This is a genomic window from Burkholderia theae, assembly GCF_048565265.1.
Taxonomy (GTDB): Bacteria; Pseudomonadota; Gammaproteobacteria; order Burkholderiales; family Burkholderiaceae; genus Burkholderia; species Burkholderia theae.
In genome coordinates this window covers 493,478-518,304 of record NZ_CP183461.1, presented here as the reverse complement: position 1 = coordinate 518,304, position 24,827 = coordinate 493,478, and the positions used below count along the sequence as shown (strand labels likewise).

24 protein-coding genes are annotated in these 24,827 nt (G+C 67.3%); 12 read left to right on the top strand and 12 right to left on the bottom strand.

Annotation, left to right across the window (positions count from 1 at the left end; all coding sequences use genetic code 11):
* Positions 1 to 51: 51 nt before the first annotated feature.
* From ACN22W_RS02505 to ACN22W_RS02490, 4 genes are read right to left on the bottom strand one after another with little or no spacing between them, the layout of a single operon-like run.
* Entirely contained in the window at positions 52 to 675 is a 624-nt protein-coding gene (locus tag ACN22W_RS02505) for an HAD family hydrolase (protein ID WP_129513605.1), read from the bottom strand.
* Positions 672 to 1,223, bottom strand: coding sequence for a cysteine hydrolase family protein (locus tag ACN22W_RS02500; RefSeq protein ID WP_419686075.1), 552 nt, complete (start codon positions 1,221 to 1,223; stop codon positions 672 to 674). The genes ACN22W_RS02505 and ACN22W_RS02500 overlap by 4 nt, the downstream gene beginning before the upstream one ends.
* A 55-nt stretch (positions 1,224 to 1,278) precedes the next feature.
* A complete protein-coding gene (locus tag ACN22W_RS02495) occupies positions 1,279 to 3,093 on the bottom strand; it encodes an aminopeptidase P family protein (RefSeq protein ID WP_419686074.1) in 1,815 nt (604 codons plus the stop codon).
* Positions 3,094 to 3,111: 18 nt separating this feature from the next.
* Positions 3,112 to 3,366: a hypothetical protein gene (locus ACN22W_RS02490; RefSeq protein WP_048251002.1), complete on the bottom strand. Its 255-nt coding sequence runs from the start codon at positions 3,364 to 3,366 to the stop codon at positions 3,112 to 3,114.
* A gap of 171 nt (positions 3,367 to 3,537) precedes the next feature.
* Between ACN22W_RS02490 and ACN22W_RS02485 the strand changes: the two genes are divergently transcribed.
* The 7 genes from ACN22W_RS02485 (at position 3,538) to ACN22W_RS02455 (ending at position 9,633) form a co-directional block, all read left to right on the top strand.
* Positions 3,538 to 4,299: a response regulator transcription factor gene (locus tag ACN22W_RS02485; RefSeq protein ID WP_048251003.1), complete on the top strand. Its 762-nt coding sequence runs from the start codon at positions 3,538 to 3,540 to the stop codon at positions 4,297 to 4,299.
* A 26-nt stretch (positions 4,300 to 4,325) separates the two neighbouring features.
* A complete protein-coding gene (gene hemA, locus ACN22W_RS02480) occupies positions 4,326 to 5,624 on the top strand; it encodes a glutamyl-tRNA reductase (protein ID WP_048251004.1) in 1,299 nt (432 codons plus the stop codon).
* Between the two features lie 82 nt (positions 5,625 to 5,706).
* Positions 5,707 to 6,789 (top strand): peptide chain release factor 1, encoded by a 1,083-nt coding sequence (gene prfA, locus ACN22W_RS02475; protein WP_129513602.1) that lies wholly within the window; start codon positions 5,707 to 5,709, stop codon positions 6,787 to 6,789.
* A gap of 7 nt (positions 6,790 to 6,796) precedes the next feature.
* The gene (prmC, locus tag ACN22W_RS02470; RefSeq protein WP_419686072.1) at positions 6,797 to 7,639 is read left to right on the top strand and encodes a peptide chain release factor N(5)-glutamine methyltransferase; all 843 of its coding nucleotides are present in this window, start codon (positions 6,797 to 6,799) and stop codon (positions 7,637 to 7,639) included.
* Between the two features lie 69 nt (positions 7,640 to 7,708).
* Positions 7,709 to 8,020, top strand: a complete 312-nt coding sequence (gene grxD, locus ACN22W_RS02465) for a Grx4 family monothiol glutaredoxin (RefSeq protein ID WP_006753626.1) — start codon at positions 7,709 to 7,711, stop codon at positions 8,018 to 8,020.
* A gap of 13 nt (positions 8,021 to 8,033) precedes the next feature.
* On the top strand, positions 8,034 to 8,630 hold the full coding sequence (locus tag ACN22W_RS02460) for a UbiX family flavin prenyltransferase (protein WP_034183704.1): 597 nt from the start codon (positions 8,034 to 8,036) through the stop codon (positions 8,628 to 8,630).
* Between the two features lie 211 nt (positions 8,631 to 8,841).
* Positions 8,842 to 9,633 carry a DODA-type extradiol aromatic ring-opening family dioxygenase gene (locus ACN22W_RS02455; RefSeq protein ID WP_419686070.1) on the top strand — a complete coding sequence of 264 codons (792 nt, stop codon included), beginning with the start codon at positions 8,842 to 8,844 and terminating at the stop codon, positions 9,631 to 9,633.
* A 109-nt stretch (positions 9,634 to 9,742) separates the two neighbouring features.
* Here ACN22W_RS02455 and ACN22W_RS02450 read toward each other — a convergent pair whose 3' ends face one another.
* Positions 9,743 to 11,341 carry an APC family permease gene (locus ACN22W_RS02450; protein WP_129513599.1) on the bottom strand — a complete coding sequence of 533 codons (1,599 nt, stop codon included), beginning with the start codon at positions 11,339 to 11,341 and terminating at the stop codon, positions 9,743 to 9,745.
* 420 nt (positions 11,342 to 11,761) lie between these two features.
* On the opposite strand from ACN22W_RS02450, the gene ACN22W_RS02445 reads away from it, so the two are divergent.
* Positions 11,762 to 11,965: a cold-shock protein gene (locus ACN22W_RS02445; RefSeq protein WP_006477070.1), complete on the top strand. Its 204-nt coding sequence runs from the start codon at positions 11,762 to 11,764 to the stop codon at positions 11,963 to 11,965.
* Positions 11,966 to 12,061: 96 nt separating this feature from the next.
* Here the strand turns inward: ACN22W_RS02445 and ACN22W_RS02440 are convergent, their stop codons facing one another.
* From ACN22W_RS02440 to ACN22W_RS02430, 3 genes are all read right to left on the bottom strand, one after another.
* Complete coding sequence (locus tag ACN22W_RS02440) at positions 12,062 to 13,312, bottom strand: Hsp70 family protein (protein ID WP_048251010.1); 1,251 nt, start codon at positions 13,310 to 13,312, stop codon at positions 12,062 to 12,064.
* Positions 13,313 to 13,499: 187 nt separating this feature from the next.
* Positions 13,500 to 14,105 carry a nitroreductase family protein gene (locus tag ACN22W_RS02435; protein ID WP_419686066.1) on the bottom strand — a complete coding sequence of 202 codons (606 nt, stop codon included), beginning with the start codon at positions 14,103 to 14,105 and terminating at the stop codon, positions 13,500 to 13,502.
* 157 nt (positions 14,106 to 14,262) lie between these two features.
* Positions 14,263 to 15,546, bottom strand: coding sequence for an MFS transporter (locus ACN22W_RS02430; RefSeq protein ID WP_419687358.1), 1,284 nt, complete (start codon positions 15,544 to 15,546; stop codon positions 14,263 to 14,265).
* Between the two features lie 216 nt (positions 15,547 to 15,762).
* On the opposite strand from ACN22W_RS02430, the gene ACN22W_RS02425 reads away from it, so the two are divergent.
* Together ACN22W_RS02425 and ACN22W_RS02420 are read left to right on the top strand one after the other, a co-directional pair.
* Positions 15,763 to 16,383, top strand: coding sequence for a TetR/AcrR family transcriptional regulator (locus ACN22W_RS02425; RefSeq protein ID WP_129513597.1), 621 nt, complete (start codon positions 15,763 to 15,765; stop codon positions 16,381 to 16,383).
* Between the two features lie 73 nt (positions 16,384 to 16,456).
* Entirely contained in the window at positions 16,457 to 17,029 is a 573-nt protein-coding gene (locus ACN22W_RS02420; protein WP_419686064.1) for a DUF1415 domain-containing protein, read from the top strand.
* Positions 17,030 to 17,069: 40 nt separating this feature from the next.
* Here ACN22W_RS02420 and ACN22W_RS02415 read toward each other — a convergent pair whose 3' ends face one another.
* The 3 genes from ACN22W_RS02415 to ACN22W_RS02405 all read right to left on the bottom strand — a co-directional run bounded on the left by ACN22W_RS02415 (position 17,070) and on the right by ACN22W_RS02405 (position 19,804).
* Positions 17,070 to 17,960 (bottom strand): class I SAM-dependent methyltransferase, encoded by an 891-nt coding sequence (locus ACN22W_RS02415; protein WP_419686062.1) that lies wholly within the window; start codon positions 17,958 to 17,960, stop codon positions 17,070 to 17,072.
* A gap of 89 nt (positions 17,961 to 18,049) precedes the next feature.
* Positions 18,050 to 19,192 carry a methyltransferase gene (locus ACN22W_RS02410; protein WP_419686060.1) on the bottom strand — a complete coding sequence of 381 codons (1,143 nt, stop codon included), beginning with the start codon at positions 19,190 to 19,192 and terminating at the stop codon, positions 18,050 to 18,052.
* 117 nt (positions 19,193 to 19,309) lie between these two features.
* The gene (locus ACN22W_RS02405) at positions 19,310 to 19,804 is read right to left on the bottom strand and encodes an LEA type 2 family protein (RefSeq protein WP_129513593.1); all 495 of its coding nucleotides are present in this window, start codon (positions 19,802 to 19,804) and stop codon (positions 19,310 to 19,312) included.
* A 642-nt stretch (positions 19,805 to 20,446) separates the two neighbouring features.
* On the opposite strand from ACN22W_RS02405, the gene ACN22W_RS02400 reads away from it, so the two are divergent.
* Positions 20,447 to 22,615, top strand: a complete 2,169-nt coding sequence (locus ACN22W_RS02400) for a M1 family metallopeptidase (protein WP_419686059.1) — start codon at positions 20,447 to 20,449, stop codon at positions 22,613 to 22,615.
* A 144-nt stretch (positions 22,616 to 22,759) separates the two neighbouring features.
* Here the strand turns inward: ACN22W_RS02400 and ACN22W_RS02395 are convergent, their stop codons facing one another.
* Complete coding sequence (locus ACN22W_RS02395; protein ID WP_419686057.1) at positions 22,760 to 23,680, bottom strand: LysR family transcriptional regulator; 921 nt, start codon at positions 23,678 to 23,680, stop codon at positions 22,760 to 22,762.
* 161 nt (positions 23,681 to 23,841) lie between these two features.
* Here ACN22W_RS02395 and ACN22W_RS02390 point away from each other — a divergent pair, with 161 nt between their 5' ends.
* Complete coding sequence (locus ACN22W_RS02390; protein WP_419686056.1) at positions 23,842 to 24,819, top strand: quinone oxidoreductase family protein; 978 nt, start codon at positions 23,842 to 23,844, stop codon at positions 24,817 to 24,819.
* The last annotated feature ends 8 nt before the right edge of the window (positions 24,820 to 24,827 follow it).

Here is a 24,827-nt window from a genome sequence, read left to right as displayed (position 1 = left end):
AAAAAGCGGGCCCGTGGCCCGCTTCTTTTTCGACCGCCGTTCGCCCTCCGCCTAGGCGAGCGCGCCCAGTTCGCGCAGCCGCGCTTCGGTCGCCGCCGCGCTCGTGTGGTGAATGCCGTGCCAGCCGAGCGCCGTCGCGGCCGCCGCGTTCTTCGCGTTGTCGTCGATGAACACGAGTTCGTGCGGCGCGATACCCGGCAGGTGCGGGTCGATCCGCGCGTGCATCTCGCGGTAGATCGCCGGATCGGGTTTCACGAGCTTCACGCGGCCCGACACGACGATGTCCTTGAAACGCCGCAGCACCGGGAAGTTTTCCCACGCATACGGAAACGTCTGCGCGGACCAGTTCGTCAGCCCGAACAGCGGCATCCCCTGCGCGTCGAGCCGGTCGACGAGCGCGGCGCCTTCGTCGAGCACGCCGCCGATCATCTCGTGCCAGCGCGCGTAGAACGCCCGGATCAGCGCCTCGTGCCCGGGAAACTTCGCGACGAGTTCGGCCGTGCCTTCCTCGATCGTCTGCCCGCCGTCCTGGCGGATCACCCAGTCCATCGCGCAGACGTGCGTGAGAAACCAGCGGCGCTCGGCGTCGTCGGGAATCAGTTCCCGGTACAGGTACTCGGGGCTCCAGTCGATCAGCACGCCGCCGAAATCGAACACCACGGCCTTGATCGTCATGCGAACTCCGTGGCCAGCACGTCCGCGAGCGGACGCGGCGTCACCGCGTTGCCCGACAGCGAATTGTTTTGCCAGATGAAGTGGTGGTGCGCGACGATCTGCGCGGCCGACAGGTGCGCACGCTCGTTCGTCGTGTGCAGGTCGGACACGACGATCGTCCGGTAGCCGAGCAGCGCCGCACGGCGCGCGGCCGAATCGACGCAGAACTCGGTCGCATAACCGCAGATCAGCACCGAACGGATGCCGTGGCGCTCGAGCTGCGCCGCGAGCGGCGTGTCGTGGAACGCGTCGCTCGCCTGCTTGCGCACACGCCAGTCGTCGCTCCCGACGACCAGCCCCGCATGCAGCTCCCAGCCCGACGTGCCGGGCACGATGTCGTCGTCCGCGTCGCCGTCGTGCTGCACGAAGCATACGGGCGCGTTCGCCGCGCGCGCCGCCGCCGTCAACCGGTTGATGCCCGACACCACGTCGTCGAGCCGGTAAGCGGGCTGCGCCCGCTCCACCAGCCCGCGCTGCATGTCGACCACGATCACTGCGGTGTCCGCCATGTGTTGCCCTCGCTGTTGTTGTCCGGCCGTCGCCCGGCCGCTGAAGCGCGTTGCGTCAGATCGGCTGCGTGCGCGCGTCGAGCCACGCCTTGGCATCGCCGCTCAGGTGCCGGCCGACGCGCTCGCGCACCGTCGCGTGATACGTGTTCAGCCACGCGCGCTCTTCGTCGTGCAGCATCTCGATCAGCACGCAGCGCGTGTCGATCGGGCACAGCGTCAGCGTCTCGAACGCAAGGAAATCGCCGAACTCGGTCTGCCCGGCCGCGCGATTCACGACCAGGTTCTCGATCCGGATACCCCACTGGCCGGGGCGGTACACGCCCGGCTCGATCGACGTGATCATGCCCTCTTCCATTGCCGTGTGCGGCTCGGCCGGCGCGTAGTGTGAGATGACCTGCGGGCCCTCGTGCACGTTCAGGAAGTAACCGACGCCATGCCCGGTGCCGTGGCCGTAGTCGAGCCCGGCCGACCACATCGGCGCGCGCGCGATCGCGTCGAGCATCGGCGAGCGGATGCCGCGCGGAAAGCGTGCGCGCGACAGCGCCATCATCGATTTCAGCACGATCGTGAAATCGCGCCGCTGCAGGTCGCTGACGGTACCGACCGGCACGACGCGCGTGATGTCGGTCGTGCCCGTCGTGTATTGCCCGCCCGAATCGATCAGCAGCAGGCCGTCGCCGGCGATCGTCGCATGCGACTCGGCCGTCGCGTGGTAGTGCGGCATCGCGCCGTTCGCGTTGAAGCCGGCGATCGTCGCGAAGCTCGGCGACACGTAACCGGGGCGCCGTGCGCGCGCGGCCGTGAGTTTCTGTTCGATCGTCATCTCGGTGATCGTCTCGCGGTTCACCGCCTGTTCGAACCACGCGAAGAACTCCGCGAGCGCGGCGCCGTCGTGCTCCATCGTCACGCGCACGTGCTCGATCTCGGTGGACGTCTTGCGCGACTTCGCGAACGTCGACGGATTCACGGCCTCGATGAGCTTCACGCCGGCCGGCACGGCCTCGAGCGTGCCGAACGTCACGCGGCGCGGGTCGACCAGCAGCGTCGCGCCGTCGGGCAGGGCCGCGAGCGACGCGCGCGCGGCGTCGTACGCACGAACGTCGACGCCGTCCTGCGCGAGTGACGCGGCCAGCGCCGGCGACACCTTGCCGCTGGCGACGAACAGCGTCGCGCGATCGGCGCCGATCATTGCGTGCGCAACGAACACGGGATTGAAGTTGACGTCGGCGCCGCGCAGGTTGAACAGCCATGCGAGATCGTCGAGCGTCGACACGAAATGCCACTGCGCGCCCTGCGCGCGCATCGCGCGGCGCACTTCGGCCAGCTTGCTCGCGCGCGTCGTGTCGGCCTGCGGCGCGGCATGCTCGAACACCGCATCGCCGGGCAACCCCGGCCGCTCGGGCCAGATCGCGTCGAGCAGGTCGAGATCGGTGCGCAGCGCGATGCCGCGTGCGCTCAGCGCGGCCGTCAACCCGCGCGCAGCCGCGACGCCGAGCACGGCACCGTCGACGCCCACCGTCGCGCCCGCCGCCACGTTCTGCGCGAGCCAGTCGACGTGCGGCGCGCTCTGCTGCCCGCCCGTCATCTTCATCAACTGCACGCCCGTGCCGGCCAGCTCGGCGTCGGCCTGCACCCAGTAGCGGCTGTCGACCCACAACCCCGCGAAATCCGCGGTGACGACCAGCGTGCCGACCGAGCCCGTGAAACCGGACAGCCAGCGGCGGGCCTGCCAGCGCTCGGGCAGGTACTCGGACAGGTGGGGATCGGCGGACGGCACGAGATAGGCGGCCAGGCCCTCGCGGGCCATGGCGCCGCGCAGCAGCGCGAGGCGGGCCGGCACCGACGAGACTTCGGGGAGACGGGCATTCATGATTTCACCTGAGAGCATTCAGCGACGGGCCGACAGTGCGACCGTCACGGCTACGGCGAGGAACGCGACGCCGGTGCAGACCGGCCATTCGAGCGTCTCGCCATCGTAAAACAGTCCCGAGAGATTGCCGGCCATTCGGGCGGCGGCCGCGCCCGCGATGCCGACGAGCACCGCGATCCACCATGCCGGCCGGCTCGTGCGCCGCATCGGATGCAGCCATCGGCCGAACAGCCCGACGGCCGCTCCCAGGACAAGGATTCCAAACCAGTTCATTCGACGCCTTCGATAAATTCGGATTCGTCCCATAGGCGTGAACGTTGCCAGCGGCTAGCATCGATTCATCCATCGAACCCGAGACCAGCCGGGTGCCGCCAACATTCGAGTGTAGGGGCCGACTCGACGTTATGGCAAGCGCGCACCGGCTGCCGTAATGAAGAAATTCTCATGCGAATCGCTCTGATCGATCCGGAGGCGCGTCATGCCGCACTCCTGAATCGCCTGCTCTTTGCGGGCGGTCATGTGTGCCACGCGTTTTCGTCCAGTACGGCGTTCTTCGAATGGCTCGCCACCGACACCTGCGACATGCTGATCACCGGCAACTGGGCCGGCGACCAGCCGGCCGAGGAAGTCATTCCGCGCGCGCAGACGATCCTGCCCGGGCTGCCGGCCATCGCCGTGATGCAATTGCCGCGCGAAAGCGAAATCGTATCGTGCCTGCACGCGGGCGCCGACGATTGCCTCGTGCGCCCCGTGAGCGGGCCCGAGCTGCTCGCGCGCGTCAACGCACTGAGCCGGCGCGCGGGCGTGCGCCGGCCGCCGACCCGCTCGCGCGAAATGTATGGGGAATACGCGTTCGACGCCACGCACGGCCTCGTGCGCTTCGGCGAAGCAATCGTTTCACTGACGCCCAAGGAGTTCCGCTTCGCGCAACTGCTGTTCGCGAACCTGTCGCGGCCCGTGTCGCGCGCCCATATCCTCGAAACGGTGTGGGCATGCCGCCGCGACATGAAGTCGCGCACGCTCGATACGCACGCGTCCCGGCTGCGCAGCAAGTTGCGGTTGCTGCCGGAGCGCGGCTACCGGCTGCTGCCGCTCTACGGCTACGGCTATCAGCTCGATCGCGTGCCGATCGAACCCCCAAATTCCCGCCCCCGCCACGCTGATGCCCGGTATGCGTCGAGTGAGGAAATCGCTGAAACGCTATAATATGGGGCTAAACGATAGCCCTCGATATGCAACTCCTCACGATCGGAATCAATCACCACACTGCGCCTGTCGCCTTGCGCGAACGCGTGGCGTTTCCGCTCGAGCAAATCAAGCCGGCTCTCGTCACGTTCAAGAACGTGTTTCTCGGCCCCCAGGCACCCAATACGCCCGAAGCGGCGATCCTCTCCACCTGCAACCGCACCGAACTGTATTGCGCGACCGATGATCGCGCGGCACGCGAGGGCGCGATCCGCTGGCTGTCGGAGTATCACCGGATTCCGGTCGACGAGCTCGCCCCGCACGTCTATGCGCTGCCGCAGTCGGAAGCGGTCCGGCACGCGTTCCGCGTCGCGTCCGGCCTCGATTCGATGGTGCTCGGCGAAACCCAGATTCTGGGCCAGATGAAGGATGCGGTCCGCACCGCGACGGAAGCCGGCGCGCTCGGCACCTATCTGAACCAGTTGTTCCAGCGAACGTTCGCGGTGGCGAAGGAAGTGCGCGGCACGACCGAGATCGGCACGCAGTCGGTGTCGATGGCCGCCGCCGCGGTGCGCCTCGCGCAGCGGATCTTCGAAAAGGTGTCCGATCAACGCGTGCTGTTCATCGGCGCCGGCGAAATGATCGAGCTGTGCGCGACGCACTTCGCCGCGCAAGGCCCGCGCGAACTCGTCGTCGCGAACCGCACGGCCGAACGCGGCCAGCGCCTCGCCGAACGCTTCAACGGCCGCGCGATGCCGCTCGCGGATCTGCCGGCCCGCATCCAGGAATTCGACATCATCGTGTCGTGCACGGCGTCGACGCTGCCGATCATCGGCCTCGGCGCAGTCGAGCGCGCGGTGAAGGCGCGCCGCCATCGACCGATCTTCATGGTCGACCTGGCGGTGCCGCGCGACATCGAGCCCGAAGTCGGCAAGCTGAAGGACGTATTCCTTTACACCGTCGACGATCTCGGCGCGATCGTGCGCGAAGGCAACGCATCGCGCCAGGCCGCGGTCGCGCAGGCCGAGTCGATCATCGAGACGCGCGTGCAGAATTTCATGCAATGGCTCGACACGCGCAGCGTCGTGCCGGTGATCCGTCACATGCATACGCAGGCCGACGCGCTGCGCCGCGCCGAAGTCGACAAGGCGCAGAAGCTGCTCGCGCGCGGCGACGATCCGGCCGCGGTGCTCGAAGCGCTGTCGCAGGCGCTGACCAACAAGCTGATCCACGGCCCGACGAGCGCGCTCAACCGCGTGAACGGCGCCGATCGCGATTCGCTGATCGACCTGATGCGCGGCTTCTACCAGCACGCACCGCGCTCGAACGACCAATCCGGCCACTAGCGCCGGCCAGTCGCCCTGCCGCCGGCCGCGAGCCGGCCTATCCTTTCCGAATACCCCTTGCCCGGGAGCGCCGCTCCACACCATGAAGACGAGCATGCAACGCAAGCTCGACCAGCTGTCTACACGGCTGGCCGAACTGAACGACCTGCTGAGCCGCGAAAACGTCACGGCCGATCTCGACCAGTACCGCAAGCTGACCCGCGAACATGCGGAACTCGGTCCGGTCGTCGAGCAGTACGCACTGTGGCGCCAGTCGCGCAACGACGAGACGGCCGCGCAGGAGCTGCTCACCGATCCGTCGATGCGCGATTTCGCCGAGGACGAGATCCGCAGCGCACGCGAAAGCATGACCCGCCTCGAGGTCGAGTTGCAGAAGATGCTGCTGCCGAAGGATCCGAACGACGATCGCAACATCTTCCTCGAAATCCGTGCGGGCACGGGCGGCGACGAATCGGCGCTGTTCGCGGGCGACCTGCTGCGCATGTACCTGCGCTTCGCGGAACGCCAGCGCTGGCAGGTCGAAATGATGTCGGAGAGCGCGTCGGATCTCGGCGGCTACAAGGAAGTGATCGTGCGGATCGCGGGCCAGGGTGCGTATTCGCGCCTGAAGTTCGAATCGGGCGGCCATCGCGTGCAGCGCGTGCCGGCGACCGAGACGCAGGGGCGCATCCATACGTCCGCCTGCACGGTCGCCGTGATGCCGGAAGCCGATGAAATCGGCGAGGTCGAGATCAACCCGGCCGACCTGCGGATCGACACGTTCCGCGCGTCCGGCGCGGGCGGTCAGCACATCAACAAGACCGATTCGGCGGTGCGCGTCACGCACATCCCGACCGGGATCGTCGTCGAATGCCAGGACGACCGTTCGCAGCACAAGAACAAGGATCGCGCGCTGAAGGTGCTCGCCGCGCGCATCAAGGACAAGCAGTATCACGAGCAGCACGCGAAGGAAGCCGCGACGCGCAAGAGCCTGATCGGCTCCGGCGACCGCTCGGAGCGGATCCGCACGTACAACTTCCCGCAGGGCCGGATGACCGACCACCGGATCAACCTGACGCTGTACCGGCTCGAGGCGATCATGGACGGCGATCTCGACGAACTGATCGGCGTGCTCGTCACCGAGCACCAGGCCGAACTGCTCGCGTCGCTCGGCGAAGCCGACTGAGGCCGCGATGCCCGACACCACCGCCGACGAACTGCTGCGCGCGTCGCCGCTCGACGCGGTCGATGCGCGCGTGCTGCTCGCGCACGCGCTCGGCTGGACCCGCACGCAGCTGATCACGCGCGGCGACACGCCGCTCGACGCGGCCGCGGTCGAACGCTACCGTGCGCTCGAAGCGCGCCGCGTGGCCGGCGAGCCCGTCGCGCAGCTCGTCGGGATGCGCGAATTCTTCGGCCGGCCGTTCGACGTGACGCCCGACGTGCTGATCCCGCGCCCCGAAACCGAACTGCTCGTCGACGCCGCGCTCGATGCGATCGACGGGCTGCCGCAACCGGCCGTGCTCGATCTCGGCACCGGCAGCGGCGCGATCGCCGTGTCGATCGCCGCCGAGCGTCCCGATGCACGCGTGTGGGCGCTCGACCGTTCGACGGCCGCGCTCGCCGTCGCGCAACGCAACGCGGACAAGCTGCTCGACGCGCACCGCCCGGGCGGCCCGCTGCACTGGCTGCAGAGCGACTGGTACGCGGCGCTCGACCCGGCGCTCGCATTCGACACGATCGTCAGCAACCCGCCGTACATCGCGCAGCACGATCCGCACCTCGCGCAGGGCGACCTGCGTTTCGAGCCGCGCGGCGCGCTCACCGACGATGCCGACGGCCTCAGCGCGATCCGCGCGATCGTCGCGGGCGCCGGCACCTATCTGAAACCGGGCGGCACGCTCTGGATCGAGCACGGTTACGACCAGGCCGAAGCCGTACGCGCGGTGCTCGTCTCACACGGCTTCATCGCGGTCGAATCGTTCGCCGATCTGGCCGCGATCGAACGCACGACCGGTGGCCGCCTGCCGGGCTGATGCCCGGCCCGCCCGGTTGAAATCCGCTATCATTTCGATCTAACGCCCCGCAAACACGCAAGGTCAGTCATGGACACCCAACAACGTATCAAGCAAATCGTCGACGAAAACCAGGTCGTGCTCTTCATGAAGGGCAACGCGCAATTCCCGATGTGCGGCTTCTCGGGCCGCGCAGTGCAGGTGCTGAAGGCCTGCGGCGTCGACCAGTTCAAGACGGTCAACGTGCTCGAGGACGACGAAATCCGCCAGGGCATCAAGGAATTCTCGAACTGGCCGACCATCCCGCAGCTCTACGTGAAGGGCGAATTCGTCGGCGGCTCGGACATCATGATGGAGATGTACCAGTCGGGCGAACTGCAGCAACTGTTCGCCGCCGCGTAACGCTCCCCGTTCGATGGCATCTCCCAGCGCGCCGCCACGCCGGCTGATCGTCGCGATCACCGGCGCCACCGGCGCGATCTACGGCGTGCGGCTGCTCGACCTGCTGCGCGCCGCCGGCGGCGTCGAAACGCACCTGCTGATTTCGAACGCCGGCTGGCTCAACATCCAGCACGAACTGAAGCTGCCGAAGGCCGACGTCGAAAGCCGTGCGGACGTCGTGCATTCGGTGCGCGACGTCGGCGCGACGATCGCATCGGGGTCGTTCGCGACCGACGGGATGGTGATCGCGCCCTGCTCGATGAAGACGCTCGCGAGCGTCGCGCACGGGCTGTCCGACAACCTGATCACGCGCGCGGCCGACGTCACGCTGAAGGAACGCCGCCGTCTCGTGCTGATGGTGCGCGAAACGCCGTTCAACCTCGCGCATCTGCGCAACATGACCGCCGTCACCGAAATGGGCGGCATCGTCTTTCCGCCGCTGCCCGCGTTCTATGCGATGCCGAAGACGATCGAGGAACTCGTCGACCAGACCGTCACGCGCGTACTCGACCTGTTCGCGCTCAGCGCACCGCTGACCACACCGTGGGCCGGCATCCGGCACGCGCAGTAAGCGGCCTGTCGCAGCCCCGTTCTTCTGGCATCTTCGCCGAATCCACCGGCAATTCATTCGATTTCACGCACACGGACGCCTACCCGCTTCGGTGCGCGTCGCATCGCCCCGATTATCAACAAACAAGCGCCAATCAAATTCCGCGGCGTGGATTTATCAATACGCGGTGCGCGCCTATAGTCACAGGCAAATCCCTTTGCAGGCCACCACCATGAACCGCTTGCCTTCGCTCTACCTGTCCCACGGCGCCCCGACGCTGCCGATCGACCCGTCGCTGCCGTCCGGTGCGTTCACGCACCTCGGCGCCGAATTGCCGCGCCCGCGCGCGGTACTGATGCTGTCCGCGCACTGGGGCACGCAGCAGCCGGTCGCGAGCGTCGCCGCGCACCCGGAAACGATCCACGACTTCTACGGCTTTCCGCGCGCGCTGTACGAGATTCGCTACCCGGCGCCGGGCGCGCCCGACGTCGCCGAGCGCGCGGCCGCGCTGCTGAACGCGGCCGGCATTGCGACCGCGACGACCGAGCACGGTCTCGACCACGGCGCGTGGGTGCCGATGCTGCTGATGTTCCCGGAAGCCGACGTGCCCGTCGCGCAGTTGTCGATCCAGCCGCGTGCGGATGCGGCCCACCACTTCGCGCTCGGCCGCGCGCTGCGGCCGCTGCGCGACGAAGGCGTGATGGTGATCGGCTCGGGCCAGATCACGCACAACCTGCGCGCCGCCGATTTCGGCGCGGCGCCCGAAGATGCGGACCCGCGCGTCAAGGACTTCACCGACTGGTTCGAGACAAAGCTTGCCGCGCGCGACGTCGACGCGCTGCTCGACTATCGCCGGCAGGCGCCGCATGCGGTGCTGATGCATCCGACCGACGAGCATCTGCTGCCGGTATTCACCGCGCTCGGCGCGGCGGACGACGACTACCAGCTCGGCATCCAGTCGCTCGGCACCTACCAGCGCGTGCTCGCGATGACGAATTACGTGTTCGCGAGCGCAACCGCCTGAGCGTCACGCGACAACCGGCGACCGCAAACAAAAAGCCCGCCCGAGCATTGCTCGGGCGGGCTTTTTTTGCCACGTTCCGCCGCCGCCGAATCCGGCGACAGATCAGGCGTCAGGCACCGACCCCTTCGAGGATCTCGTCGTGCGACTCGCGCTCGTCGAGATACTTGGTGCGGTAGCCCGATTTCGCGCCCCAGAAGTAGAACACCAGCGCGATTGCCGCGACGATCAGCATGTCCCAGCCATACGGCAGGACGCCGTGACCGCCGAATTCCTTGCTGCCGATCAGCGACAGCACGGCCATCGTCGGCAGGTACGCGACCAGCCACCATGCGGCCCGCAGGTCTTCACCCCAACCGGTCCAGCCCGCCTTCGCCTGGAAGAAGAAGTACACCGGCAGCGCGACGATCATCAGCAGGATGATTTCGCCGGTCAGCGGCCACTTCGCCCAGTACAGGATCAGCGACGCGCAGACGAACGCGAACGGTGCAATCAGCTTCATGCCCGGGATCGACAGCGGCCGCTCGATGTCGGTCGCCGAACGGCGCAGGGCCATCAGGCTGATCGGGCCGGTCAGGTACGAAATCACCGTCGCGACCGAAATCACCGCCGCAAGCGAACTCCAGCCGCGGAAGAAGAACAGGAAGATGAACGAGACCAGCAGGTTGAACCACATCGCCTGACGCGGCACGCCGTAGAGCGGGTGCACGTTGCCGAACATCTTCGGCATCGTGTTGTTGCGCTCCATCGCGTAGATCATCCGCGTCGTCGTCGCCATGTAGGTCGTGCCGGTGCCGCTCGGGCTGACGAACGCGTCGACGTACAGCATGATCGCGAGCCAGTTCAGGTTCAGCGCGATCGCCAGTTCGGCGAACGGCGACTTGAAGTTGAAGTGCGACCAGCCCGCCGCGATGTCGGTCGGATTCACCGCGCCGATGTACGCGACCTGCAGCAGCACATAGATCACGAGTGCGATCAGGATCGACGTAATCACCGCGAACGGCACGCTGCGCGACGGATTGCGCGCTTCGCCCGCGAGGTTCACGGGGCTCTGGAAGCCGTTGAACGCGAACACGATGCCGCTCGTCGCGACCGCGGTCAGCACCGCCGACCAGCCGTACGGCGCAAAGCTTGCATTGGATGCGGTGCCGAGGTTGTCCGAGTGGAAGCTCGTCAGCATCAGGCCGAGGATCGTGAGGCCGGGGATCAGGAACTTGAAGATCGTGATCGCGGTGTTTGCCCGCGCGAAGGCCTTCACGCCCCAGTAGTTCAGCATGAAGTAGATGACGACCAGCACGGCCGACAGCAACAGGCCTGGTGTCGTCAACTCGCCGTTCACGAACAGCGCGTGCGCCCATGGATACGGCCACGTGCTCATGTACTGGATCGACGCTTCGGCCTCGATCGGGATCACGGATACGATCGCGATCCAGTTCGCCCATGCACTGATGAAGCCCACCAGCGAACCGTGCGAGTAGCGCGCATAACGCACCATGCCGCCCGACTCGGGGAACATCGCGCCCAGTTCGGCATACGTCAGTGCAATCGCGAGAATCACGACGGCGCCGATGATCCAGGCGCAGATCGCCGCCGGACCGGCGATCTTCGCGGCCTTCCAGGCGCCGAACAGCCAGCCCGAGCCGATAATCGAACCCAGCCCCGTCAGCATCAATGCAAACGGGCCGATGTTCCGTTGAATAGAACTCTTCACATCCTCTCCTGTGTCTCAAAAAGCATGGTCGGCCTGCGGTCCGGGATCGGCTCGGACCGCACCGCGCACGCATTCTTGGGGGGACGAGTCATCCGATCGGGGCAACCCGTCCACGCGGCGCGTAGTTTAACGGTTGCACCTGAAACGTGGCGCCAAAATCGTTCGGCCCCTACAAAAAATTCGCATGGCCTGCAAGCTTTGTAAACCTGATCTACGCAATAACCCTGAGAGCATGGAAATACGGTTGACCATACGATCGATTAGCCGTATAAAGGACTTCGCAGGATTTCAAGCGGCGAGTGAATTGGTTCTTTCGTAGTTCGCCCATCAACGGTACTCCGGTTGGTCCTATTACCCCTTCCTTGATTTTCCGCACCCCATGGGCCTCGGCCCCGTTTTATCTTTTTAGGAACAAGTAACATGGCAACCGGTACCGTCAAGTGGTTCAATGACGCAAAGGGCTTCGGCTTCATCACCCCGGAAGGCGGCGGCGACGATCTGTTCGCGCACTTCTCGGAAATCCGCGTCGAAGGCTTCAAGACGCTGCAAGAAAACCAGAAGGTTGAATTCGAAGTGAAGACGGGCCCGAAGGGTCTGCAAGCTGCGAACATCCGTCCGGTCTAAGCTTGGCGCGATAATTCGTGTAAAAAAGCCCCGCTTCGGCGGGGCTTTTTGTTTTTCTGCGCTAATTCGGCATGGCGGTAATGCAACCGCCTGCGTTTAGCCGAACAGCCGCTGCGCGTGAATGCCGAGCCCCGTCGCAACACTCGCGAGGCGATCGCCGAACACCGGTTGCGCCTCCGGAAACGCGCCCGCGAGCGCGCCCGACAGGAACGCGAGGCCCGTCGAGCCGCCGGTGAAATACAACGCGCCGACGTCGCGCGGCGCGATGCCGGCAAGCCGCACCGTCTCGCGCGCGGCGTCGACGATGCGCGCGGTGTCGTCGTGGCTCGCATCGACGAGGCGATCGGCATCGAACGCGATCAGCAGGTCCTCTTCCACGTCGTTCAGGTCGATCATCGTCTCCCCGCCCGCCGCGACACCGATCTTCGCTTCTTCCGCGCGCGCCATCAGCGCATGCCCGAGCCGCTGCTCGACCACGCTCGTGAGCCGGTCGTACTGTCGCGCATCCTGGTACAGGTGCTTCATCAGCTTCAGCTCGCCGACCCGCTTCGGCGTGTAGACCGTGTTGATCAGGTGCCAGGTCGCGAGATCGAAATAGATCTTGTTCGGCAGTTCGCGCCCTTCCGGGTCGAGCGAACGGTAGCCGAACGCGGGCAGGATCGCCGCCAGCTCGACCCGCCGGTCGTAGTCGGTGCCCGCGACGTGCACGCCGTGGTGCGCCAGCACATCGTCCTTGCGCTCCAGCCGCGCCATCCGTTCGGGCCCGACGCGGACCAGCGAGAAGTCGGACGTGCCGCCGCCGATGTCGGCGACGAGCACGAGGCGCTCGGCCTGCTGGCGCGATTCGTAATCGAATGCGGCGGCGATCGGTTCGTACTGGAAGTGAACATCCGCGAAGCCGACCGATTGCGCGGCCGCCTCGAGCTGATCCTGCGCGAGGCGGTCGGCGCGCGGATCGTCGTCGACGAAGAACACCGGCCGGCCGAGCACCGCGCGGCCGATCGGCGCGCCCGCGCGGGCTTCCGCCTTGCGCTTCAGGTGCGTCAGGAAGCGCGCGATGATTTCGGTGTACGCGATCGCGCTGCCGTCGCCGAGATCGGTCGTCGTTTCCGCGAGCGGCGAGCCGAGGATGCTCTTCATCGAACGCATCAGCCGGCCGTCGAAACCGTCGATATAGGAGGCCAGCGCCGCACGGCCGTATTCGACCGTCTCTTCGTCATTGTTGAAGAAGATCGCGGTGGGCAGCGTCAGGTGGTCGCCCTCGACGGGCGCGAGGCGCATGCCGTCGCCGTCGGGCAGCGCCACGGCGGAATTGGACGTGCCGAAATCGATCGCGCAGTAAGTCATGGGAAGTTGCCGCAGCAGGGCCGGCGCGAAAACGGAAAGGACCGGCTTTTTAACATGAAGCCCGCGGGATCACAACCGGGCCAGCCACCAGTGCCGCGGAACGGGCTTCGGTGGCACCGGCGCGCGGCCTGGCGCGCCGGGGAGACGCGCGGACGGGTTGCACGACGCAACCCGCCCGCCTGGCGGATCAGGCTGCCGCGTCGAAGCTCTTCTTCCACGCGCTCGCATACACGACCTCGCCGATCGCATGGCGCGTGCGCGGCGCCTTCTCGCGATCGCGCAGCACCGGATCGAGCTTGTCGACGTTGCCGTAGTGGCCGATCGAGATGATCGACGGGATCGCGACGTCGGCCGGGATCCCGAACGCGTCGCGGAACGCCTTCGCGTCGAAACCGCTCATCTGGTGCGCGGCGAGCCCCAGCGCGTGCGCCTGCAGCACCAGCGACATCGCGGCGGCACCCGCGTCGTACAGCGCGGTCGGCGCCGGCTCGCCCTTCGGCGTGAGCGTGTGCGCGGTCACCGCGATCAGCACGGGTGCCGGCGCATTCCAGCCCTGGTTGAACGGCACCAGCGTCGCGAACGCGCGCTTGAAAGCGTCTTCGTCCTGCGTGCGATCGAATACGATGAAACGCCACGGCTGCGCGTTGTACGCGGACGGGGCCCAGCGCGCGGCTTCGAGCACCGCGTGCAGATCGCCGGCGCTGACCGGCTCATCCGAATACGCGCGCGGACTCCAGCGGCCCGCGATCAGATCGTGAATCGAAACAGTGGTGGGAGCAGGTTTGACGGACATGCGGTTCCTCGCTGACATCGATGAAGGGGCGCGAACGCCCCGGCAAACCGCAAGCATACCCGCTTGAGCCATTACGCGCCCGATCCTCCCGCGCTATGCAAATCATCGTGCCTGCATAGGCCGGCCGCAGGCAGCGCGGCCGCCCGAGCCACCGCGGTCAGGCCGCCTGCGCGGCCGCACGCGACGGGCCGCGGTTGATCCGCAGCACGATTAGCGCACCGATGATGCAGAGCCCGCCCGAGATCATCGACGCGATCGTGTAGGTGCCGAGGCTCGCGCGCAGCATCCCCGCGCCAAGCGCCGCGAACGCCGCGCCGAGCTGGTGGCCGGCGACGATCCAGCCGAACACGACCGGCGCCGCGGCCTTGCCGAACACGTCGGTGGCCAGCCGCACGGTCGGCGGCACCGTTGCGATCCAGTCGAGCCCGTAGAACATCGCGAACAGCGGCAGCCCGAAGAAATCGATCCCGAACGCATGCGGCAGGTAAATCAGCGACAGCCCGCGCAGCCCGTAGTACCAGAACAGCAGCACGCGGTTGTCGTAGCGGTCGGACAGCCAGCCCGACAGCGTCGTGCCGAACAGGTCGAACACGCCCATCGCCGCGAGCAGGGACGCGCCCTGCACTTCGGTCATCCCGTAGTCGCTGCACATCGCGATCAGGTGCGTGCCGACATAACCGTTGGTGCTCGCACCGCAGATGAAGAAGCTGAAGAACAGCAGCCAGAAGTCGCGCGAACGGCTGGCGGTCAGCAGCGTGCGGAACGCGACCGCGAGCGGGTTCTCCTTCGTCGTGTCGGGCGCGGGCGGCGCATCCGCCGGCTCGCCGTACGGGCGCAGCTTCACGTCGGCCGGCCGTTCGGGCAACAGGAACGCGACCAGCGGAATCACGATCGCGGCCGCAATCGCGACGACCAGCACGACCGGCCGCCAGCCATGGTGCTGCGCGATCGCCGCCAGCATCGGCAGGAACACGAGCTGGCCAGTGGCGGTGCTGGCGGTCAGGATGCCCATGATCAGGCCGCGACGCGCATGGAACCAGCGCGTGACGAAGGTCGCGGACAGCGTCAGCGCGACGACGCCCGACGAGCAGCCGACCATCAGGCCCCAGATCAGCACCATCTGCCAGCTGTGCGTCATCATCGACGACAGCGCAACGCCCGCGCTCATCGTCACGAGCGCGGTGAGGATCGTCGGGCGCAGCCCGAAGCGCTGCATCGCGGCGGCCGCGAACGGGCCCGTCAGGCCGTACAACGCGATGTTCACCGAGATGGCCAGCGAAATCGTCGCGCGGCTCCAGCCGAGTTCGCGCTCGAGCGGCACCATCAGCACGCTCGGCGTCGCGCGCGTGCCGGCTGCCGCCAGCAGGATCAGGAATACCACCGCCGCCGCGAGCCATCCGTAGTGGAAGCGCCCGCCGATTCGTGTCACCACCCAATTCATCTTCATGCTCTCCCGTTGGCGGCGCCGGCGCCATCGCACCTGCTCCACCCCACCCAGGCCACCTCCGCCGCACACCGCATCGGCTGACCCGGGCCGATGCTTGGCATTTGTCTGTCGATCCGGCCAGCATTGTTACCGATCGGTCACAACTGTGTTGCGATCGTAGTTACCAGTCGGTAACATGTCAAGCAATTCATCACGCAATCGAGGGTCATCATGTCGGGCATCGAGATCGCCAAACCGCTTGCGCGCCGCACGCGCCGGTCGATCGACGGAGCCACCGCGCAGGAGCACCTGCTGCGCGCCGCCGAGGAGCTGTTTTACAAGGAAGGGGTTCGCTCGGTCGGCGTCGAGGCGGTCGTGGAGCGCGCGGGCGTCAACAAGATGAGCCTGTACCGTCAGTTCTCGTCGAAGGACGAGCTGATCCTCGCGTATCTGGAGCGGATGGACGCGTGCTTCTTCGAGCGTCTCGATACGAGCGCCGCGAAGCATCCGGGCCAGCCGAAAGCGCAATTGATCCAGTATTTCGTCGATCTTGCCGAGCGCGCGACACAGAAGGACTACCGCGGCTGCCCGTTCGTCAACGTCGCCGCCGAATTCCCGGATGCGTCGCACCCGGCCCGCGAGCGCGTCGCGCAGAACAAGGAACAGTTGATGAAGCGGCTCGTCGCGCTATGCGAAGGCGCCGGCGCACGTCAGCCGAAAGCGCTCGCCGATGCACTCGCGCTGGTGGTCGAGGGCATCTACGCGGCGAGCCAGACCTACCGGCACGGCGAAACGCCGATCGGCACCGCGCCCGCGCTCGTCACGCAATTGATCGAAGCCGCGTGCGCATGACGCGCCGCGCACGCCCGGCCCCGGCGTGCCCGCTACAATGCGGCCCTCGCTCTCCCGCCCGACTGGTTTCACGATGACCGACACCCGCCCCGAATCGCACGACGACATCCTCGCCGCCACGCGGCACTGGCTCGCGCGCGCGGTGATCGGGCTCAATCTGTGCCCGTTCGCGAAAAGCGTCTATGTGAAGGACCAGGTGCGCTACGCGATCAGCGCAGCGACGACGCTGGAAGACGCGCTCGCCGAGCTCGAAACCGAGCTGCGCGCGCTCGACGCGGCGGACCCGCAGCAGGTCGACACGACGCTCGTGATCTTCCCGCATGCGTTCGCCGATTTCGTCGACTACAACGATGCGCTGTTCTTTGCCGACCGGCTCGTGCAGCAGTTGCGGCTCGACGGCGTGCTGCAGATCGCGAGCTTCCATCCGCACTACCGGTTCGAAGGCAGCGAACCCGACGACATCGAGAACTATACGAACCGCGCGCCGTATCCGATCCTGCACCTGCTGCGCGAGGACAGCATCGCGCGCGCGGTCGACGCGTTCCCGGACGCGTCCGCGATCTACGAAAGGAATCAGGAAACGCTGCGCCGCCTCGGCCACGACGGCTGGCGCGAATGGATGCGCCGGCCGGGCGACGACGTCTGACGCGGCGTGCAACGTGCGCGGCGCGCCGTCCGTCCGCGCGTCAGCCCTCGACCGGCTCGACGGTGTCGCCGTCCGCCGCCGCGGCTTCCGGCACGAAGAAGCGCGCGTTCAGTTCGGCCAGCCCGAACATCCCGAGTATCTCGTTCAGCCGCTCGCCGGGCCGCCGGCGCGGCAGGTTCTTGTACTGCGCGATGATCAGCTCGTTCTTCATCGAATGCTCCCAGCCGACCAGCTCGGTCACGCTCACCTGGTAGCCGTGCGCCTCGAGCTGCAGGCAGCGCAGCACGTTGGTGATCTGGCTGCCGAATTCGCGCGTATGCAGCGGATGCCGCCATACCTCGGTCAGCGCATTCGCGAGCGACTTGCCCTTGTTCCGGCGCAGCACGCCCGCGACTTCCGCCTGGCAGCACGGCACGAGCACGATGTGCTGCGCGCGCTTCGCGAGCGCGAAGCGGATCGCGTCGTCGGTCGCCGTGTCGCACGCGTGCAGCGCGGTGACGACGTCAACCGTTTCGGGCAGCTTCGGCGACGTGATCGAATCGGCGACCGACAGGTTCAGGAACGACATGCCGCCGAACCCGAGCCGCGCGGCCAGCTCGGCCGAGCGCGTGACGAGCTCCTCGCGCGTCTCGATCCCGTACACGTGCGACGCGAACGCCGGCGTGCCGTGCCCCGGCTGCTGCTTGAAGAACAGGTCGTACAGGATGAAGCCGAGATACGACTTGCCGGCGCCGTGATCGACGAGCGTCACGCTGCCCTTGTCGGCCTGCACGCCGGCGAGCAGCGGCTCGATGAACTGGAACAGGTGATAGACCTGCTTCAGCTTGCGACGGCTGTCCTGGTTCAGCTTCCCGTCGCGGGTGAGGATGTGCAGTTCCTTCAGCAGCTCGACGGACTGCTCCGGACGGATTTCGTGGGTCTTGTTCGACATCTGGAAGCGGCGCCGGGCCACGGTCGGTCGACCACGGCCCGGCGGCGGGAATTCGTGAGGAATGGCGACAGTTTACCGAAAATACGCGATCAGGCTCGGGCGCCGAGCCGCCAGAGCGACGTGACCTCGGCGCGGCGCGCCGCGTGCAGCGGATCGTCGGCGTCGGCCGACTTCGGATGCGCGGGGCGGATATCGTCGCGGCCGAGCACGACGAGGCCCGCTTCGTCGATCCATTGCAGCAGCGTGTCACGCGATCGCAGGCCGAGATGCTCGGCGAAATCGGACAGGATCAGCCAGCCCTCGCCGCCCGGTTCGAGATGCGCGGCGAGCCCCGCGAGGAAACCGCGCAGCATGCGGCTGTCGGGATCGTAGATCGCGTATTCGATCGGCGCGCTCGGCCGGGCCGGCACCCACGGCGGATTGCAGACCACGAGCGGCGCACGGCCGGCCGGAAACAGGTCGGCTTCGACGACGTCGACCCGGTCCGCATGGCCGAGCCGCGCGACGTTCTCGCGTGCGCAGGCCAGCGCCCGCGCATCCTGGTCGGTCGCGACGACGCGCTCGACGCCGCGCGACGCGAGCACGGCCGCGAGCACGCCGGTGCCCGTGCCGATGTCGAACGCGAGCGACGTCGCCGGCAGCTTCGCGCGCGCGACAAGTTCGACGTATTCGCCGCGCACCGGCGAGAACACGCCGTAGTACGGATGGATCGGCGCGCCGCCGAGCGCCGGGATCGGCACGCCCTTCTTGCGCCATTCATGCGCGCCGACGAGGCCGAGCAGTTCCCGCAGCGACACGACCGACGGCGCGCCGCCGGGCCCGTACGCCTCCTCGCATGCGGCGCGCACGTCGGGCGCGCGGCGCAGCGGGATCGTGTAGTCGGCGTCGAGCGGGATCAGCAGCATCCCGAGCGTGCGGGCCCGCTGCGACTGCGCGAGACGATGCAGGTTGAACGCGTCGACGCCAGCCACGGCTTTCGCCTCTTTCGCTTTCTTCGGCTTGCGTTCGACACGGCGCGCCATCGCCTGCACGAGCTGGCGCGCATTCTGGAAATCGCCCTGCCAGACGAGCGCGGTGCCCTCGCAGGCAAGGCGGTAGGCCGCATCGGCAGTGACGCGGTCGTCGGCGGACACCGCGCGCTTCGGCGGTTGCACACCGGCTTCGGAGCGCCAGCGCACGTCATGATCGGCGCCGTCGGCGTCGGTCCAGTGGAAAACGGGGAAATCGGTCACACGAGCTCGGTTACGGTTGGCTTCAACAGGCGGCGGCGTCGCGCCGCGCGGCTCACACCATACCGCGCTTTGCCCGCGCGGCAAAGCGCGCGCACGGGCCGCGACCGGGCGTGCCGCTCAGCCGCCCCACCCCGGCATCGCGGGCATGCGCAGCGTCCCCGCGTCGTTGAAGTGCACGGTGCCGAGCACGCCGCCCGCGAGCCGGCCGCGCAGCGCATACGGCAACTCGCCGTTCGCGGCCGCGCCGGGCAGGTTCCACGCCTGCCGCGCGGCCGCGAATGCCGACACGGAAACCGGCACGTCGAGCACGGCCTCGCCGAAACGCGGCACGGTGCCCGAGCGATCGCTGACGCCGCTCGCGAACGCCGTGCCGTTCAGGTCGAGCGCAACCGAGATGCCGTCGTATTCGATCGGTGCATCGTTCGGGTTCTGCACGCGCAGCTTCAGGCTGAAACGCATCTCGAGCCCCTGCCCGACGAGCGGGTCGAGCCCGACGACCGTCACGCGCACGGGGTCGCGCGACAGCGCCGCGCAACCACCGAGCAGGAACACCGCGGCGCACAGCAGCAGCACGGCGCGCAGCGGCGCGATACGGAACAGGGCACGTGACATGGGAGGGCCTCCTCGCGGCAATCGGTGATCGAGTCGTCGATGCATTGTACCGAGCACGCCCCGTTGCGCCGGGATTCGTAGTTTTCGCAGCCACGCAAGATCGTTAATAGATTAAAACTACGAAACCACCAGCTAAACGGAAAGCGCATTAATGACTTCCAGCATTCAATCAAGCGTGCAGAAATCAATAGGCGCACTTTCTAAATTTTTCGTTTCCTTTACCTAAAACCATCAAGTATATTTACGCATCCTTCGAGCAAGCCGACAAACCTTGAAGCCGCATGACGGTGATTTTACGGAATGGCGACACGCCTTCCTGCCGTCCGGCGGCCGGGCCCGGCCAGCCCCGTAGGTCGTCGATTCAAAGGGATTGCGCGCCCGTGCCGGGCGTGCGGCTCCGTGTCGTGCGCGCGAAATCAATTCAGTACAACACGCGTCCGGCCATTTTGAACCGGCAAGTTAACCGACATCCGGAAATCCAGAGGGGGCAGTAAACCATGATTACCTATACGTAGTCGGCCGCCGTCTTTTCGAATAATCCGTCATTAGCATTTTCTTCGCTGTTGATTAACGGCGAGGGGCTTGCTTTTGCCGGCGCTTTCGCAGCACTGAACGATTCTTTCTACAATCGAGGTTTCAGTCATGTCGATCAACATTCGCAAGATGCGTTATCTGCCGCTCGTTGCCGCACTCGCGCTCGCCGGGTGCGGCGGCGACGATGGCGGCGTGGGCTCGGCTTCCGCGCTCAGCTCCGCCGGCGCGCCGCAACCGGGCTCGTCGCCCGCCGTCACCGCGCCGCCGAGCGCATCCACCGTCGACAAGAGCGTATCGCCTGTCGAACTGCCGGACACCGTGGTGCCCGTGAACTACCGGCTGTGGTTCCGCCCGAACGAAGCGCTGAACGCGTTCGACGGCCGCGCCGACGTCGAGATCAAGGTGCTGAAGCCGGTCAACAACATCGTGATCGCCGGCCACCGGATCAAGTTCACGAACGGCCGCATCACGCTGCAACCGGGCAACATCCAGCTGATCGCGACGCCGCAGGACAAGGGCGACTTCTACCAGCTGCGCCCCGTGAGCGGTTCGATCTCGCCGGGCACCTATTCGCTGCACATGGAATGGTCGGGCATCATCAACTTCAAGTCGTATGACGATCCCGTCGCGAAGACGGGCGGCAGCTGCGGCAACGATCCGTATCCGGGCTGCTCGGCCGCGGAAGGCATCTTCCGCGTCGACCTGAAGGGCACCGACGGCAAGACGAGCGGCGCGATCCTCACGCAAGGCGAAACCAACCTGTCGCGCCAGTGGTTCCCCGGCTGGGACGAGCCGGCATTCCGCCCGACCTATGAAGTGACGGCCGAAGTGCCGCAGAGCTGGCGCGTCGTGTCGAACGCGGCCGAGAAGCCGTCGACCAGCATCGGCGGCGGCTACAAGCTCGTGCAGTTCGAGAAGACCCCGCCGATGCCGTCGTACCTGCTGTTCTTCGGTGGCGGCCTGTTCGACACCTACGAGGACGACTTCACCAGCCCGCTGCCGGGCGGCAAGGGCGGCCTGCACCTGCGCGTGTTCACGCCGCCGGGCATGAGCGACTGGGCGAAGCCGGCGATGGACCGCACCAAGCAGGCGCTCGACTTCTACTACCGCTACACGGGCATCGCGCTGCCGCTCACGAAGTTCGACACGGTGGCCGCGAACGACGCGTTCAAGGAGCAGAAGGACCTGAACTTCGGCGGGATGGAGAACTGGGGGTCGATCCTCGAGTTCGCCGACGACATCCTGCCGCAGCCGGGCCAGCCGATGTCGCACTACGGCAATGAGGTGCTGACGCACGAAGTCGCGCACCAGTGGTTCGGCGATCTCGTCACGACCGACTGGTGGGACAACGTGTGGCTCAACGAGTCGTTCGCGACGTTCTTCGAGACGAAGACGACGATCCAGTTCTTCCCCAACGAGTTCAGCTGGCTCGACCAGGTGAAGAACAAGTACCGCGTGATCAATCGCGACATCGGCCCGAACGCGTTCCCGGTCGCACCGAACTTCAACGGCTGGGCGTCGAACGACTTCGTGTTGAGCGCGAGCGCGTTCACGTACGACAAGGGCGGCCACGTGCTGAAGACGCTCGAGAACTATCTCGGCGAACAGACGCTGCGCAAGGGTCTGCAGCAGTACCTGGTCGACTACTCGTTCGGCAACGGCACGCCGAAGCGCCTGTGGGATGCGCTGTCGAAGGAGAGCGGCCAGTCGATCGGCGCGATCGGCGACAGCTACGTGCGCCAGACCGGCGTGCCGCTGATCTCGCTCGACACGCAGTGCGACCTGACGAAGAACCAGACGATCGTCACGCTGAAGCAGCAGCCGTTCCCGAACAAGAACGCGTATCCGGGCCTGCAGTGGACGGTGCCGATCACGCTCGCGTATGGCCAGGGTCTCGCGAAACGCACGACGCTCGCGCTGAAGGATACGCAGACGCAGACGCGGATCGACGGCTGCACGGGCGTGGTCGCGGACCCGAGCGGGCTTGACTACTACGTCGTGAACTACAGCGACGCGGCCTGGAGCGGGCTGCTCACGCAGGTCAATCGCTCGACCGATCCGGTGCTGCTGTCGAACCTGCAGAGCGAGGCCGCGCTGCTCGTCGCGAACAACCTCGCGCCGGCTTCGCGCTCGACGTCGATCGGCTCGGTCGCTTCGCCGGCCGCGATGAAGCTGCGCCAGACGCCGACCTTCGACGGCATCGCGCCGACGACGAAGGAACGCCCGGCACTGCAATACCAGGGCATCTTCAAGCCGCGCAAGGTAGTGACGCAGTAACGGGTTGCGCCCGGCCGGTGCCGCCCAACCCGCGGCGCCGGCCGGCGTACCAGTCTCCCCGACCTTTGACGGGCCTCGCGAGCGAGGCCCTTTTTTATTTCGGCGCAGCCCTGTCGCCGCATCGCCCCACGCGCCCGCTTGTCGTCACGCCCATGCGGCGTCCCACGCCGGCTGCGCGAACCACGTCGCCAGGAACGCGACGAGCCGCGATGCGCGGGCGCTGCCGCGCGCCTGCTGGCGCAATACGTGGATCGTCGCGGGTTCGGGCACCGCCGCGTATTGCGGCAGCACCGCGCGCAGCCGTCCGTCGCGCAGCGCGTCGCCCGCAAGCCAGGTCGGCAGGTGCGCGAGCCCGAGACCATCGATCGCGGCTTCAAGCAACGCCTCCGAATGATTGCTGCGAAACCGCGGCTGCGCCGGCGCGTGCCGACGGTCGCCGAAGTGCCACGCGCCCGGCGGCGGTGCGCCCTGCCACGCGAGGCAGTCGTGCCCGGCGAGCGCGTCGGGCGAATCGGGCTCGCCGCGCCGCGCGAGGTAGGCCGCGCTCGCGCACAGCACGCGCCGCTGCGGTGCCAGCACGGTCGCAACGAAACGCGTGTCCTCGAGCGGGCCGATGCGCACCGCGAGATCGACGTCGGAGCCGAGCCGTGTGCCCTGCAGATCGACCATGCTGTCCGTCAGCATCAGGTCGACCTGCAGCGCCGGATGATGCTGCATGAACGCGGCCAGCGCGGCCATCAGGTGCAGCCGGCCGAACGGCGCCGGACAGTCGACGCGCAGCAGGCCGCTCGGCTCGTCGTGCTGGCTGTGCAGGTCTTCCTGCAGGCCGCGCAGCTCGGCCAGCATCCGCGTCGCGCGCCCGTACAGCAACTGCCCGGCCTCGGTCGGCCGCAGCGCATGCGTGGTGCGATGCAAGAGGCGGATGCCGAGCTGCGCCTCGAGCCGGTCGATACGCCGCGTGACCGACGACGCGGCGACGCCCAGCCGGCGCGCGGCCGCCGAGAAGCTCTGCTGGTCGACCACGTCGACGAACAGCGCCAGATGCGGGGAAAGGAAGTCGTCCATTCGGGGGTCTCGGGGTTTGCTATGCGCAAATCGCAAAACAATCATCCGCCTTTGCGTGTTTCCGCGTCAAATCGGGCCGACTAGACTGCAGTCATCCTTTTCATCCGTTGCACGCGCCGGCCCGCCGGGCCGCACGGCAACCATCCTTCACGGAGATCATCATGCGCAGCATCCGCTTCGACGCGCCCGCCGCCGACATCGAGTCGCTCGACGCGCGCGTCAGGGAAATCGACCCGCCCGTGCCGGCCGACGGCCAGCTCCTGATCGAGGTGCGTGCGGCCGGCGTCAACCCGAGCGACGTGAAGGCCGCGCTCGGGCGCATGCCGCACGCGGTGTGGCCGCGCACGCCCGGGCGCGACTGGGCCGGCATCGTGCGCAACGGCCCTGCCGAATGGATCGGCGCGCCCGTGTGGGGTTCCGGCGGCGACCTCGGCGTCGGGCGCAACGGCTCGCATGCGGAATGGCTCGTGCTCGACGCGGCACTGGTGCGCCGCAAACCGGCCGTGCTGACGCTCGACGAAGCGGCCGGCATCGGCGTGCCGTTCGTCACCGCGTACGAGGGCTTGCGCCGGGCCGGCATGCCGGCCGCCGGCGACGTCGTGCTCGTGTTCGGCGCAAACGGCAAGGTCGGCCAGGCCGCGATCCAGCTCGCGACCGCGCGCGGCGCGACCGTGATCGGCGTCGAGCGCGGACCCGGCGGCTATCGCGGCCATGCGTCGGGCGACGTGCGCATGATCGACGCGTCGAGCGGGCCGGTCGCCGATGCGGTGCGCGCCGCAACCGGCGGCCACGGCGCGGACATCGTCTACAACACGGTCGGCAGCCCGTATTTCGAAGCCGCGAACGCGTCGATGGCGATCGGTGCGCGGCAGATCTTCATCTCGACGATCGACCGCAGCGTGCCGTTCGACATCTTCTCGTTCTATCGCGGCCAGCATACGTACGTGGGGGTCGACTCGATCCAGCTCGACGGCGCCGCGGTCGCGCAGATCCTCGACACGCTCGCGCCCGGCTTCGGCAACGGCACGCTGCGCCCGTTTCCGATCGGCGACGATTACGTGTACCCGCTCGAGCGCGCGCACGACGCGTATCGCGCGGTGCTGGCCGGTGCGCGCGAGCGCGTCATCCTCAAGCCCTGACGCCTGGC

What these genes read in the sequence shown, in the direction of transcription:
- ACN22W_RS02505 (WP_129513605.1), bottom strand. Translation starts at nt 675, where the DNA reads ATGACGATCAAGGCCGTGGTGTTCGATTTCGGCGGCGTGCTGATCGAC.
- ACN22W_RS02500 (WP_419686075.1), bottom strand. Translation starts at nt 1,223, where the DNA reads ATGGCGGACACCGCAGTGATCGTGGTCGACATGCAGCGCGGGCTGGTG.
- ACN22W_RS02495 (WP_419686074.1), bottom strand. Translation starts at nt 3,093, where the DNA reads ATGAATGCCCGTCTCCCCGAAGTCTCGTCGGTGCCGGCCCGCCTCGCG.
- ACN22W_RS02490 (WP_048251002.1), bottom strand. Translation starts at nt 3,366, where the DNA reads ATGAACTGGTTTGGAATCCTTGTCCTGGGAGCGGCCGTCGGGCTGTTC.
- ACN22W_RS02485 (WP_048251003.1), top strand. Translation starts at nt 3,538, where the DNA reads ATGCGAATCGCTCTGATCGATCCGGAGGCGCGTCATGCCGCACTCCTG.
- hemA (WP_048251004.1), top strand. Translation starts at nt 4,326, where the DNA reads ATGCAACTCCTCACGATCGGAATCAATCACCACACTGCGCCTGTCGCC.
- prfA (WP_129513602.1), top strand. Translation starts at nt 5,707, where the DNA reads ATGAAGACGAGCATGCAACGCAAGCTCGACCAGCTGTCTACACGGCTG.
- prmC (WP_419686072.1), top strand. Translation starts at nt 6,797, where the DNA reads ATGCCCGACACCACCGCCGACGAACTGCTGCGCGCGTCGCCGCTCGAC.
- grxD (WP_006753626.1), top strand. Translation starts at nt 7,709, where the DNA reads ATGGACACCCAACAACGTATCAAGCAAATCGTCGACGAAAACCAGGTC.
- ACN22W_RS02460 (WP_034183704.1), top strand. Translation starts at nt 8,034, where the DNA reads ATGGCATCTCCCAGCGCGCCGCCACGCCGGCTGATCGTCGCGATCACC.
- ACN22W_RS02455 (WP_419686070.1), top strand. Translation starts at nt 8,842, where the DNA reads ATGAACCGCTTGCCTTCGCTCTACCTGTCCCACGGCGCCCCGACGCTG.
- ACN22W_RS02445 (WP_006477070.1), top strand. Translation starts at nt 11,762, where the DNA reads ATGGCAACCGGTACCGTCAAGTGGTTCAATGACGCAAAGGGCTTCGGC.
- ACN22W_RS02440 (WP_048251010.1), bottom strand. Translation starts at nt 13,312, where the DNA reads ATGACTTACTGCGCGATCGATTTCGGCACGTCCAATTCCGCCGTGGCG.
- ACN22W_RS02435 (WP_419686066.1), bottom strand. Translation starts at nt 14,105, where the DNA reads ATGTCCGTCAAACCTGCTCCCACCACTGTTTCGATTCACGATCTGATC.
- ACN22W_RS02430 (WP_419687358.1), bottom strand. Translation starts at nt 15,546, where the DNA reads ATGAATTGGGTGGTGACACGAATCGGCGGGCGCTTCCACTACGGATGG.
- ACN22W_RS02425 (WP_129513597.1), top strand. Translation starts at nt 15,763, where the DNA reads ATGTCGGGCATCGAGATCGCCAAACCGCTTGCGCGCCGCACGCGCCGG.
- ACN22W_RS02420 (WP_419686064.1), top strand. Translation starts at nt 16,457, where the DNA reads ATGACCGACACCCGCCCCGAATCGCACGACGACATCCTCGCCGCCACG.
- ACN22W_RS02415 (WP_419686062.1), bottom strand. Translation starts at nt 17,960, where the DNA reads ATGTCGAACAAGACCCACGAAATCCGTCCGGAGCAGTCCGTCGAGCTG.
- ACN22W_RS02405 (WP_129513593.1), bottom strand. Translation starts at nt 19,804, where the DNA reads ATGTCACGTGCCCTGTTCCGTATCGCGCCGCTGCGCGCCGTGCTGCTG.
- ACN22W_RS02400 (WP_419686059.1), top strand. Translation starts at nt 20,447, where the DNA reads ATGTCGATCAACATTCGCAAGATGCGTTATCTGCCGCTCGTTGCCGCA.
- ACN22W_RS02395 (WP_419686057.1), bottom strand. Translation starts at nt 23,680, where the DNA reads ATGGACGACTTCCTTTCCCCGCATCTGGCGCTGTTCGTCGACGTGGTC.
- ACN22W_RS02390 (WP_419686056.1), top strand. Translation starts at nt 23,842, where the DNA reads ATGCGCAGCATCCGCTTCGACGCGCCCGCCGCCGACATCGAGTCGCTC.